The organism is Ensifer adhaerens, from assembly GCF_020035535.1.
GTDB lineage: Bacteria > Pseudomonadota > Alphaproteobacteria > Rhizobiales > Rhizobiaceae > Ensifer.
Map to the genome: position 1 here is coordinate 3,053,047 of NZ_CP083350.1, position 12,133 is coordinate 3,065,179.

A 12,133-nucleotide genomic window follows, 5' to 3' on the forward strand; every position below is an offset into this window, starting at 1 on the left:
CGGCGCTGATAGAAATTGACAGGCATCAGTCTTTCCGCGGAAATGGTGCATTGCAGCAAGGTTTTGCGCTGCACGCGTAACGAGACACCGAAAGTTAATTTCGTAACAAAAGGTGATCTCAATCGTTACCCAGGCAGCAACCAAAAGACGGTACCGCCATCACAAAGCGCCGGGAGGTGGAGAAATTGCCTTGAGATTGCCATGGAGTAGCAAGGAGCGAATCGTGGCGAGATCGAAAAATGGCCAATTTGATTCGCATGTTGGTAGCCTAAACACGACATAAAGACTTTGGAGGCAGAGTGGCGGCGGGGCAGCGCGGTTTTGACGGTTGAAGCGAAAGGGCGCTGCCAATATATTGGAACTCTGAGGAGGAAAGGCCGAACTCCGATGACCACAACGTCGACAGAACCGAGTGCGAGGTAGCGCCATGTACGCACCGCGCGTTCTTGTGAGCATGCTCGGCGCCCTCGCCGTATTTGCGATCGTTACCTATTTCCTAAACGGCTCGCTGGCGTCGACGCTAATCCAGACCATCCTATGCGCCGTACTGATGCAGGTCGGTTATTTCATCGCCGTGCTTTACCTGGTGTGGAAGAAGGCGCGCGAAAAGGAAAGACAGGCCGCCGAGATGGCGCGATTGGCCGGCGACGACAAGACAGCCGGCAGTGCGGCGCCGCAACGCCTCGATCGTCCTGGCCACTTCAATCGCTGAACAGGCCCTCCCTTTCCGATCCGCGGCCCGCGAGACGGCCCCAGAAAATCTCATAGTTGACGCGTTTGCGACAAGATCGCCATGCATGGTCCGGTCGTCGCCACCCTTGGCGGCGTCGCGTGGCCACGGCTAGCCCAAAAGCAAAGCTACGCAGGAACCGAAGTGCCGCAGCGCCCGCAGATCCGCGCGCTGCCCGTGAGACACGATGCTGGAGGCCCTCATGACCACAGACGTCTGCGTCATCATCGCCGCAAAGAATGCCGAAAGTACCATTGCCCGAGCCGTCGCATCGGCCCTTGCAGAACCAGAATGCGCCGAAGTGATCGTCATTGACGACGGCTCGAGCGATGACACCGAAGGCGCGGCGCACGGCGCCGACGACCACAGCGGCCGCCTGACGATCGTGCGCTTGGAAAGCAATCGCGGGCCATCGGCTGCCCGCAATCACGCCCTATCGATCAGCCGCTCGCCGGTGCTTGCAATCCTGGATGCTGATGACTTCTTCCTGCCAGGTCGTCTCGGCCGTTTGCTTGTGGAGAGCGATTGGGACCTGATCGCCGACAATATCGCCTTCATCGACGAGGCGGCAGCGACCGATATCGCAGAGAAAATCGAACCCTTCCAACCGCAACCCCGCCTCATCGGCCTGATCGAGTTCGTTGAGGGCAATATCTCTCGGCGTGGCGTGAAGCGTGGCGAGGTGGGGTTTCTGAAGCCATTGATGCGACGCGACTTCCTGGAGCGGCATTCGATCCGCTACCGGGAGCCGCTTCGGCTCGGGGAAGACTATGATCTTTATCTACGCGCGCTCGCCAACGGCGCGCGCTACAAGATCATCCGGAGCTGTGGCTATGCCGCCATCGTGCGCAGCAACTCGTTGAGCGGCAGCCACCGCACCGAGGATCTCAAGCGGCTCTATGAGGCGGATCGGATGATCCTGGCGGGAAGCACGCTGGAAAGCGAAGCCGCGGTCGCGATCCGAAGGCACGAGCGACATATCAAGGACCGCTATCAGCATCGACACTTTCTCGACCTGAAACGAGAACGCGGCGCGATGGCTGCCGTCGGCTACCTCATTCAGCAACCCGATGCGGTACCTGCTGTGACCATCGGTATCCTTGCCGACAAGACCGAGCGCTTCAGACAGCCGCATTCGGATGCTCAAGCGGCCCTCGGCGGCGCCGGGGGGCTGCGCTATCTGCTGCCCGCCACGGCCGACGGGCAGAGGTAGTCATCATGCCGGCCACGGCACTTTCGAGGTGCCGTGGCAGGACCATCAGAAGTATGATTGACGCACGGCTGCAAGGGCCTCCTGAAAACGTTCCTTCCGTTCGGCAAGTCTTTCGTCGCGGCTCAATTGCGGTGTCGTGCGGATCGCCTGCCAAAGCGCAAGCGTGGAAGGTGCGGCGAGAACCTGCTTGGCTGCGCTGCGCAAAAAAGTCTGCCTCGGCTCGGTCGTTGCCACCATCACGTCATGATCGATCGGTCGAAGGTTCGGCGCCTCAGCCACCGTCTGCGCCTCGAAGTCCATGCCCCAGAAGCGTTCGCCCTTGATCATGGCTTCGGCGCGGCTCGACACCGGCACGTGGCGGGGTCGGTAGTGGACGCCGACGGTGCTTGCCCAGTCGTTCCACTTGAAGCTGTTGATGCTTTCCGATGTCGTCACGGCCACCCACGGCACGCGAAAGGCGTCTGCAAGGATCGCGCCATGCATCGATTCGGCGACGATGAGTTCCGACTGCGCAATCTCGCGGATCACACTTTTGGCTTCGCCGCGCGGATCGATATAATGCAGGCCGACAGTACCACAGGTCACCGGCCACATGCCGGCAATGGCGCTTTCCCAATGTGGCACGAAGCTGCGCTTGTGGAGCTTCGGCAAGGTCTTGAACTCCGGCATTTCCGCGACCATCACGGCGGGATCGACGATGCCAAGGTCCGGCGAAACGCCGATCTTCTCGGCGGTCAACGGCCCTCGGACGCAGCGGATGTCCCACTCCTTCGGATCGCGCATGTCCGGCAGGGTGCCGTAGCCGAAGCCGCTGCCGATAACGAGCTTTCGGATGCCGTCGGGTAAAAGCGCCCGGTTGAGCACGGTGCCGACGCCCACCAGCAGGATTTCCTCGTGAACGTCACGGAACCCCGGCAGCAGGAAATCCCATAGCCAAAGATTGAGGTCGTCGCCGAAATTGCCATGCTGAGATTCCCAGTAATAGGGCTTCATGGGCAGTCCCTTCTTTCAAGATGCTTCATGTGTCCGGATACCGCGCTAAGCGGCCTTGGTGTTCCTCCTCGAAGGAGCGTTGTTTTGATCAATTTGATCGCGAAAACTTGCCGACGGCGAGTTCCAGCGCGCTTCGCAGGAGCCTCGGATCACGCAGGACCCAACGCGCCAGCAGTCGGAATTGGGGAGATTTGCGTCGCTTGAGCCGACGGGCCTGGCTCCACAGCGCCTGACGGCGTGCTGTATGCTGATAGGAGCGGATCGACGCGATTGCCGCGGGTTTGCGCGAGAAGCGCCCCTCGAGCGTTTCCAGAGCAACAAAGGTGTTGAACTGCTGCTGCAGGAACTGTGGCGAATCGTTGTCGATCGAGTGGAAGATGTTGATGCCCTCACCGCGCTCGGCGCCCGCTTCGTCACAAAGCACGACCCGTTCGGCGGCAAGAATGCAGTCGCAGAAAAACAGGACGTCCTCAGCCGCCAGCCTCAGCGCCGCATCGAAGCGGATCTTCTCGAAAAGGCTGCGCCCGATCACCATGCAGGAGAGGTGCAGGAAGCTCCAGTTCTCGAGCATCACGTTGGTCAGATCAGGAATTTCGACGACCAGCGGCGCCTCCTGCAGCCTGATGACGCTGTTGGTTTGCGTTAGCTCGGCAACATCGAAATGATAGTAGAACGCATCCCCGCCGGTGATCGACGCCCAATAGCAGTCGGCGCCGAAGCGGCTCATGCATTCATAGGCATTCTTCAGATGATCCGGGGTCCATTCATCGTCGGAATCGAGGAATGCCACGAACTCGGCATCCTCGGGAACATGGTCCAACCCAGTGTTTCGAGCGCCGCCAGGTCCCTGATTGGGCTGCCGAATCACGGTCACGCGTGCGCGCTCCTGATCACTTAACGGCCCCAACTCCGCCTCAATCGAATAGGGAGAACGATCGTCTATCACCAGGACATGGAAGTCCTGAAATGACTGGGCAAAGACGGAGGCAAGTGCCCGCCGGAGAATACCCGATTCCTTCTGATAGTACGGAATAATAACAGTCAGCTTCGCCATCTTTTCGCCCCTGCGGTTTCTCTAATAGAGTCTTGCGTGGTCTCCTCCCACCGGGTCGCGGCCTTATATTTAGCCCAGGTCCTTTGTCGGAAATCCTTCAAAGGCATCAAGGATGCTCTTTATGCCCTCAACCGTAAATGCCATGTCTGTGACGCGGAACGTCGGCTGGAGCGTCCTTTCAAAGACAGGTACTTTCGGGCTGAAGTTTGTCACGGTGCCGATTCTGGCGCGCATCCTGACGCCGGAAGAGTTCGGCACGGTGGCCGTTGCGCTCACCGTCGTGCAGTTCCTGGCGATGATCGGCGGCGCCGGTCTTGCCTCCGCGCTCATCATCCAGCGCGAGGAAGATATGGAGCTCATCCACTCGGCGTTTTGGGCCAATCTTGCCGTCGCGCTCCTGATGGCGCTTGGGCTTTTCGTCTTCGCCGATCCGCTGGCAAGCCTGCTTGGAGCACCCGAAGCCGGTTACCTACTTCGGATCATGAGCGTGCTGATCCCGCTGCAACTTGGCGGAGACGTCGCCTATTCTCTCCTCGCTCGACGGATGAATTTCAGCAAGGACGCCGTCTGGACCATGCTATCCGAGACCGTCGGGGCGCTTGTCGCCGTCGGCGCAGCCCTTTTTGGCTTCGGCGTCTGGTCGCTGCTGGCGCAGCTTTTCGTTTCCGCATTCATCCGCCTTGCCGGGCTCTATGCAGTCTCGGGCTATGTGCCCCGGCTGGTCTTTTCCGTGCGTCGCGTTCTGACGCTCAGCCGGTTCAGTTTCGGCATGATGGGGTCCGAGATCGCCAACTTCATTACCTTCCAGTCGCCGATGGTGGTGATCAGCCGCTACCTTGGCCTCTCGGACGCCGGCGCCTATTCGGCGGCGAACCGCTTTTCCAGTATTCCCAACCAGATCGTCCTTTCGGCGGTCATGGGCGTGCTCTTTCCCGCTTTCAGCCATATGGGCGAGGATCGCGAGCGTCGATCACAGGCGCTGATGCTGAGCACGCAGGTCACCACCGTGCTGTTGGCGCCGATGATGTTCGGTCTTTGGGCGCTTGCCGAACCGGCGATGTTGGTGCTTTTCGGCCGGCAGTGGGCTGCCGCCTGGCCGGTCCTCGGCCTGCTTGCGCTGTCCAAGGGACTGTTGACGCCCTGCAGCACCTACGTCCCCTATCTCAAGGGCATCGGCCAGGGCACAGTTCTCTTCTGGTGGGCAGTGATCCGCGCTATAGTGACGACAGCAGCCGTCGCCTATGGCGCCATCGGCGGCTCGCTGGTTGAGGCGATGATTGCGCTCTGCGTCGTCAATCTGGCAACGCTGGTCGCCTATTCCTGGGTGGTATTCCGGGCAGACCGCCTGCCCTTCTTCCGCAACCTCCTGGTCTCGATCAGGCCGATGATCGCGGCATCCGCGATGGCGGTTGCCGTCAGGCTTTTGCTGGATTTCTATGGTGCAATTGTCCCGAACGCGGTCGTGCAGGTGGTTATCGGAACCGCGGTCGGCGGACTGATCTATCTCGTGCTGATGCTTCTGATGGAGCGTCCATTGTTGCTGAAACTCTACGGTATGATCCGCAGACGCAATGTCTCGCCGACCGCGCCCGCGGCGGCGGAATAACCGATTTCAACGGCTGAAAACTGCCTCACCCTCGCCGCATTTCGGCTTGGCTGGCGCCGACCCGGCCGTTTTGAAGCGTGATAAATGAGAAAAACAGCACAATTTTATCATGTGCAACATCATCAATCACAAGCACAAGCATCAACAAATAAGCGCCTGATAATATTTCGCAACCGCCGCCGCAATAGGCTTTTTCCCGGCCACCCGCCCCCTGATAGGCATATACTCCTATCAACGTAACGTCTTCTCATGCTGCGACGCAGCAGAATACGGTCGATTCGTTTGTTGCGGCGCCATATTTTTAGCCGCGCTCAAGCCTAGCCTTTAACTGAGTGAATGCGGGCTCTGGTCTGCTCTGTTGAAACCGTCGCCTGAATGGCGCTGGCAGATAGGGGTGACGGACATCGTGGATGTGAACGCGAACATCTCATCGCGGATCAATCTGATGCGGATCGTGCTGATCTCCGGCATCGTCTTCGTGCATGTGCCGCATGATCCGGCGACGAGCCCGTATCTCGGCACGTATGGCGTCCTCGATTTCTTGCGCGTCTTTCTTGGCGACAGCCTGTTTCGTGTCGGTGTCCCGTGCCTCAGTGCAATCTCCGGCTATCTCCTGTTTCGGCGTGGCCTCGACAGCTTCGATTATGGCAAGACCCTCAAGACCAAGGCAAGAACCGTCCTGTTGCCCTTCCTGCTTTGGAACATAGCTTTTCTTGCGCTCGTCTTCGTTGCGCAAAGCAAGGGTATCAGCTTCGGCTACCTGCCGGAGGTCGTGGGTGCAAGCGCACGGGAATGGTTGAACCTTGCCGTGGCGCTCCAAGGTCTGCCGATCGATGTGCCGCTCTACTTCCTGCGAGATCTGCTGCTTTGCATCGTATTGTCGCCGGTACTGGCATGGCTGATCAAGCGTTATCCGATGCAGACGCTCGCCGTGCTGTTCGCCTATGCCGTGCTGCCCTTGCCAAACGGGATCTTCCTGAAGAAGTCGATCCTCTTCGGCTTCAGCACCGGCATCTACATGAGCCTGCATCGCGTTGACGTTCGCGGTCTCGATCGCTTCTCCTGGCCGATCACCATCGCCGTCCTTGGTGCTTCGCTACTGCTTTCGGTGGTGCTTTTCCAGTACGGTCCTGAATTTCCGGTCTGGGTCGACATGCTGCGCAGCCTGACCGCCCTCTCCGGCATCCTGGGTTCCTGGGCCGTTTCGGAACGGTTGGTCCGCACAAGCCTCGGGTCGCGACTTGGACGCGGGAGCGGGCTCAGCTTCTGGATCTTCTGTACGCACTATCCGCTGCTCGTTCTCTTCTGGATGATCTGGAACCGCACCGGCTTTGGATATTACCCGGCGTTCTACTACACGGTTCCGTTCATCACGATCGCAATCCTTGTCGTCGCCTACGGCCTTGCCGGCCGTTGGCTTCCAAACCTGACCGCAACCCTGACCGGCAGCCGCGCCAATGCGCGGCCGGCAGAGCAACGCGGCGAACTTTCTCCACAGCAAAGGACCTGACCATGAGATCTTCTGGACCTCACCGCCTCGCCCTGTTGAGCCTTGTCGCCGTCGGCCTTGCCGGCCCTGCAAATGCCGAAGGCACAGGAGAGGCAAAGTCCTTCATCGACAACTTCGACAGCCTCGACACGAGCATCTGGTACGTCTCCGACGGCTGGAACAACGGTGCCCACCAGAACTGCACCTGGTCCAAGAAGCAGGTGAAGGTCGAGAATGGCGTCGCCGAACTCTCCTTCACCGAAGGAAAACTTGGCGAGCGAAACTACTCCTGCGGCGAGATCCAGACGCGCAAGCGGTTCAGCTACGGGACCTATGAGGCTCGCATCAAAACGGCCGATGGCTCCGGACTGAACTCGGCGTTCTTCACCTATATCGGTCCAGCCGACAAGAAGCCGCACGACGAGATCGATTTCGAGGTTCTCGGGAAGAACTCCGCAAAGGTTCAGATCAACCAATATGTCGCTGCCAAGGGCGGCAACGAAAAACTGGTCGACGTGCCGGGCGGCGCCAACCAGGGCTTTAACGATTACGCCTTCGTCTGGGAGAAAGAGCGTATCCGCTACTACGTGAACGGCGAACTGGTGCACGAGGTGACAGATCCCGCGAAAATTCCCACCAACCCGCAGAAGATTTTCTTCAGCCTTTGGGGCACCGACACGCTTTCGGATTGGATGGGTGCCTTCTCCTACAAGGGGCCGTCAACCATGCAGATCGACCGGATCGCGTTCACCGCACCGGGCGACAAATGCCAGTTTGCCGAATCGGTCGCCTGCCGGACGAACTAGCCGGCGACCAGGAACCGCATCCATAGGCAACGCGTTCAGACCACAAAGCGCGACCTTACAAACCATGCTCGCCGACGGTCGAGCAGAAAACCGGGTGTTCATGCTGAAGGTACTTTATTTCGCTCAGGATCTTGCCGACCCTGCCGTTCGCCGGCGTGTCCTGATGCTTCTCGCCGGAGGCGCAAGGGTCAAGCTTGCCGGGTTCAGGCGCGACGCCAACCCACTGGCTACGATCTCAGGCATCGAGCCCATCGAGCTTGGAACAACCCATGACGGGCGTTTCGTGCAAAGGATCGGGGCAATCGCCAAGAGCTGCTTCTCGCTGAGGCACGCTCTGCGCAACGTCGAGCGCCCCGACGTGATTATCGCGCGCAATCTCGACATGCTGGCCGTTGCCAGGAAGGCTGTCGGCGTCTTTGGCGGCGACGTGCCGATCGTCTACGAGTGCCTCGACATTCATCGCCTGCTTTTGCGCCGCGACCTGGCCGGCAAGGCGATGCGGGCAAGCGAAGCGTTTCTCGGGCGCAAAGCCCGACTGCTGATCACCAGTTCTCCTGCCTTTGTCGAACACTACTTCCGTCCGCTTTCCGGCATCTCCGCACCGACCATGATGCTGGAAAACAAGGTGCTCGAACTTAACGATGCGACAGCGCGACCGGTGGCGGCAGCAGCGACACCGCCGAAGGATAGGCCCTGGCGGATCGCCTGGTTTGGCGCTCTGCGCTGCCGCAAGTCGCTGGCATTGCTTTCGGCGTTTTCCCGCAGAATGGAAGGACGCTTCGAGATCGTGCTGCGCGGCCGGCCGGCCCATTCGGAGTTTGACGACTTCGACGGTTTCGTGCGCAACGAACCCTTCATGCAGTTCCATGGGCCCTACCGCAGCCCGGAGGAACTGGGCGCGATCTACTCCGACGTACACTTCACCTGGGCGATTGATTTCTTCGAAGAAGGCCAGAACTCGAAATGGCTGTTGCCGAACCGGCTCTATGAGGGGTGCCGCTTTGGCCGCGTGCCAATTGCGCTGCGCGGTACCGAGACGTCGCGGTTCCTAGCCATCCGCGGCCTCGGCATGCTGCTCGACGAAGCCGAACCGGAGGCGCTTGTCGGCCTTCTCGGCTCGATCGACCCCGAGCGCTACGCCGAGGCATCTGGCCGGATTGCGACCTGCGCGGCCGAAACCTGGATATTCAACCGCAGCGACTGCGAGGGCCTTGTGCGCCGACTTTCTGTTGTCGTCTCCGCGGCGCCGCCGCGGATCGCGCCAACCCTTTCCCCAACACCCCAGAACGAAAGCGGATTGTCATGAGCAACAACACGCTGGCTTCGACACGGACGCTTATCGTCATTCCCTGTCTCAACGAAGCCGAACATCTCGAAGGTCTCGTTGAGGGACTGCGTCCTGCCGCGGCGCGCCTCAACGGCGCCATCCTGATCGTCGACGGTGGCAGCACGGATGGCACGCGCGAGATTGCCGCCCGCCTTGCTGAGGTGGATGCCATGGTCCTTGCCCTCGACAATCCCAAGCGCATCCAGAGCTCGGCGATCAACCTTGCCGTCGCAGAATACGGGACGTCCTTCGACTACCTGATCCGCATCGATGCCCACGGGACCTATCCCGACGACTACTGCGAGCGCCTTGTCGAAGAGGCGCTCGAGACCGGAGCGGACTCCGTCGTCGTCGCGATGCAGACAGTCGGCTTCACGCCCTTCCAGAAAGCAACGGCCTACGCCCAGAACTCCAAGCTCGGCAATGGCGGCGCCAAGCATCGACTGGGCGCAACCAGCGATTGGGCCGATCACGGCCACCATGCTCTGATGCGGATCTCCGCTTTCCGAGCGATCGGCGGGTATGACGAGATTTTCAGCCATAACGAAGATGCGGAGTTCGACTACCGCTTCTGTCAGGCGGGCTATCGCATCTGGATGACCGACCGGACGAGCATGATCTACTATCCACGCGCCGAGGTCGGCCCGCTCTTCCGTCAGTACTTCGCCTATGGACGGGGGCGCGCGCGCAATGTCCTGAAGCACCGGGCATGGCCGAACCTCAGGCAGTTGCTGCCACTTGCCGTGGCCCCCGTCGCCATCGGCGCTTTGCTTGCCGTCATCAACTGGCTCGCCGTCGTGCCGGTCATCCTGTGGGCCGCCGCCTGCATCGGCTACGGCATGTGGATGGCGCTCGGCCAGAAGAACCCCTACGGCCCCCTTGCAGCCCTTTCGGCCATGGTGATGCATTTTGCCTGGTCGGCCGGCTTCTGGCGCGAGTTGCTCACTTCGCGAAACAGAAAGGTGGCGCCATGACCGGAACGCTCGCCAGAACAAGGATCGATATTGCGGTCTGCACCTTCCGCCGTCCCGAGCTTGCGGAAACGCTGCATTCGCTGGCGCTCATCACGGTGCCCGCCGACGTCGACATCCGCATCATTGTCGCCGACAACGACGCGACACCAAGTGCCGAGCCGCTGGTCAACCAGATGCGCCCGACCATGCCCTTCGAGATCCTTTACGTGCATTGCCCGGTGTCAAACATTTCGATCGCCCGAAATGCCTGCCTCGACAACAGCACCGGGCACTATCTCGCCTTCATCGATGACGACGAGACCGTGTCACGAACCTGGCTCCTGCAATTGCTCGACACGGCGGTGGCAACCGGTGCCGACGTCGTGCTGGGGCCGGTTCGCGCAGAATACGCGTTGTCCGCTCCGAACTGGATGCGCCGCGGCGACTTTCATTCGACCCGGCCCGTATGGGTCGAAGGCGAAATCCGCACCGGTTACACCTGCAATGTCCTGCTCGACCTCACGCGGCCGGTCCTTTTCGACAGGCGGTTCAATCTGGCGCTCGGGCGGACCGGCGGCGAGGACACGGAGTTCTTCCGCCATATGCATGCGGCCGGCGGCCGTCTCGCCTATGCCCCAGATGCATTGGTCTTCGAGCCGGTTCCGGAAAAGCGCGCGCGCCTTGCCTGGCTTGCCAAGCGCCGCTTCCGCTCCGGCCAGACCCACGGGCGCCTGTTAAGTGAGCCGGGCCAAGCCAGCAGGCAAATTGTAGAAATCGCCCGGGCGATGGCCAAGTCCGGCTATTGCGCTACGGCCAGCCTGCTCCTTCTCGGCTCGCCGGTCGCCCGGTCGCGCTACGCGCTGCGCGCCATCATGCATGCAGGCGTCGTCAGTGGGCTTCTCGGCGTTCGTGAACTCCAGCAGTATGGAGCTGCGACCGCTTGATGACGCCCCCCGCACCAGAGGTCAGTTTTGTCGTAGCGGCCTACAACGCCGCAGATACGATTGGCCGCGCCATTGAGAGCGCGCTGGCACAGGAAGCTGTCGATGTGGAAGTGATCGTCGTTGACGATTCCTCCGCCGATAACACCTGTGCCGTGGTCGAAGAGATCGCTGATCCCCGCGTGCGGCTGTTGCGGCTTGCGACGAACCGGGGGCCTGGCGGCGCGCGCAATTCCGGGCTTGAGGCGGCACGTGGCAGTTGGATCGCCGTTCTCGATGCGGACGACACCATCAGCCCACGACGGCTTTCCCGCATGATCGAGCTGGCGTTAAAGGCTGGCGCCCAGATTGCCGTCGACAACATCGAGGTCGCGAACCTCGACGGGCGTGTCGAGCGCATGTTTCCCGAGGCCTTGCTTGAGCAACACAGCATGTTGACGCTTTCGGCTTTCATTCAATCCAACGTGCTTTTCCGCTCAACCTACAATTTCGGCTATATGAAGCCGATCTTCGAGCGCCGTTTCCTGAACGAGCATGCTTTGCGCTTCAAGGAGACCATCCGAATTGGTGAAGACTACATCCTGCTGGCGTCTGCGCTCGCGTCCGGCGGACGTTGCATCGTCGATCCTTCAGCGGGCTATTGCTATCACATCCGCGAGGGCTCGATCTCCCGGGTGCTTGAGCTTGGCCATATCGAGGCGATGATCGCGGCCGACAGGGATTTCCTCGCAAACCACTCGATCGATACCACGGCGATGACAATGCAGCGGCGCCGCGACAGGAGCCTGCGCGAGGCGCACGCCTTCCTGCGGCTCGTCGATCATCTGAAATCCAGATCGTTGGTGGGGGCCGCCCGGGTGGCCTTCTCCGACCCCCGAGCGCTTCGGCACCTCAGAATGCCGATCGCCGTGCGCCTGCGCCGTTTGCTTGCGCCGCTCGCACGCTTGAAGTCCGCCACACCGACGGTGGCGGCTGAACGATCCACCTCGGGCAATAGCCCTCACGTACGCAAAGGATAAAG

12 protein-coding genes are annotated in these 12,133 nt (G+C 60.7%); 9 read left to right on the plus strand and 3 right to left on the minus strand.

Translation table 11 applies throughout. The features are described 5' to 3' along the window. Positions 1–427: 427 nt before the first annotated feature. Positions 428–712: an exopolysaccharide production repressor protein gene (locus LAC81_RS33935; RefSeq protein WP_223728962.1), complete on the plus strand. Its 285-nt coding sequence runs from the start codon at positions 428–430 to the stop codon at positions 710–712. Between the two features lie 208 nt (positions 713–920). Next, positions 921–1,943, plus strand: coding sequence for a glycosyltransferase family 2 protein (locus LAC81_RS33940; RefSeq protein WP_419195905.1), 1,023 nt, complete (start codon positions 921–923; stop codon positions 1,941–1,943). Between the two features lie 45 nt (positions 1,944–1,988). Here LAC81_RS33940 and LAC81_RS33945 read toward each other — a convergent pair whose 3' ends face one another. Next, positions 1,989–2,936, minus strand: a complete 948-nt coding sequence (locus LAC81_RS33945; RefSeq protein WP_223728964.1) for a polysaccharide pyruvyl transferase family protein — start codon at positions 2,934–2,936, stop codon at positions 1,989–1,991. Positions 2,937–3,024: 88 nt separating this feature from the next. Continuing rightward, positions 3,025–3,990: a glycosyltransferase family 2 protein gene (locus LAC81_RS33950; protein WP_223728965.1), complete on the minus strand. Its 966-nt coding sequence runs from the start codon at positions 3,988–3,990 to the stop codon at positions 3,025–3,027. A 121-nt stretch (positions 3,991–4,111) separates the two neighbouring features. Between LAC81_RS33950 and LAC81_RS33955 the strand changes: the two genes are divergently transcribed. Then, positions 4,112–5,596 (plus strand): lipopolysaccharide biosynthesis protein, encoded by a 1,485-nt coding sequence (locus tag LAC81_RS33955; RefSeq protein WP_223728966.1) that lies wholly within the window; start codon positions 4,112–4,114, stop codon positions 5,594–5,596. Between the two features lie 25 nt (positions 5,597–5,621). On the opposite strand, the gene LAC81_RS33960 is transcribed toward LAC81_RS33955, so the two are convergent. Beyond that, positions 5,622–5,831 (minus strand): hypothetical protein, encoded by a 210-nt coding sequence (locus tag LAC81_RS33960; RefSeq protein WP_223728967.1) that lies wholly within the window; start codon positions 5,829–5,831, stop codon positions 5,622–5,624. A 159-nt stretch (positions 5,832–5,990) separates the two neighbouring features. On the opposite strand from LAC81_RS33960, the gene LAC81_RS33965 reads away from it, so the two are divergent. The 6 genes from LAC81_RS33965 (at position 5,991) to LAC81_RS33990 (ending at position 12,131) form a co-directional block, all read left to right on the plus strand. Then, a complete protein-coding gene (locus tag LAC81_RS33965) occupies positions 5,991–7,106 on the plus strand; it encodes an acyltransferase family protein (RefSeq protein ID WP_273700231.1) in 1,116 nt (371 codons plus the stop codon). A gap of 2 nt (positions 7,107–7,108) precedes the next feature. After that, the gene (locus tag LAC81_RS33970; RefSeq protein ID WP_223728968.1) at positions 7,109–7,891 is read left to right on the plus strand and encodes a glycoside hydrolase family 16 protein; all 783 of its coding nucleotides are present in this window, start codon (positions 7,109–7,111) and stop codon (positions 7,889–7,891) included. A 100-nt stretch (positions 7,892–7,991) separates the two neighbouring features. After that, positions 7,992–9,197, plus strand: a complete 1,206-nt coding sequence (locus tag LAC81_RS33975) for a glycosyl transferase family 1 (protein WP_273700232.1) — start codon at positions 7,992–7,994, stop codon at positions 9,195–9,197. Then, positions 9,194–10,192 carry a glycosyltransferase family 2 protein gene (locus LAC81_RS33980; RefSeq protein ID WP_223728969.1) on the plus strand — a complete coding sequence of 333 codons (999 nt, stop codon included), beginning with the start codon at positions 9,194–9,196 and terminating at the stop codon, positions 10,190–10,192. The genes LAC81_RS33975 and LAC81_RS33980 overlap by 4 nt, the downstream gene beginning before the upstream one ends. Further along, positions 10,189–11,115 (plus strand): glycosyltransferase, encoded by a 927-nt coding sequence (locus LAC81_RS33985; protein ID WP_223728970.1) that lies wholly within the window; start codon positions 10,189–10,191, stop codon positions 11,113–11,115. The genes LAC81_RS33980 and LAC81_RS33985 overlap by 4 nt, the downstream gene beginning before the upstream one ends. Beyond that, entirely contained in the window at positions 11,115–12,131 is a 1,017-nt protein-coding gene (locus LAC81_RS33990) for a glycosyltransferase family 2 protein (RefSeq protein ID WP_223730404.1), read from the plus strand. The genes LAC81_RS33985 and LAC81_RS33990 overlap by 1 nt, the downstream gene beginning before the upstream one ends. Positions 12,132–12,133 lie beyond the last annotated feature (2 nt).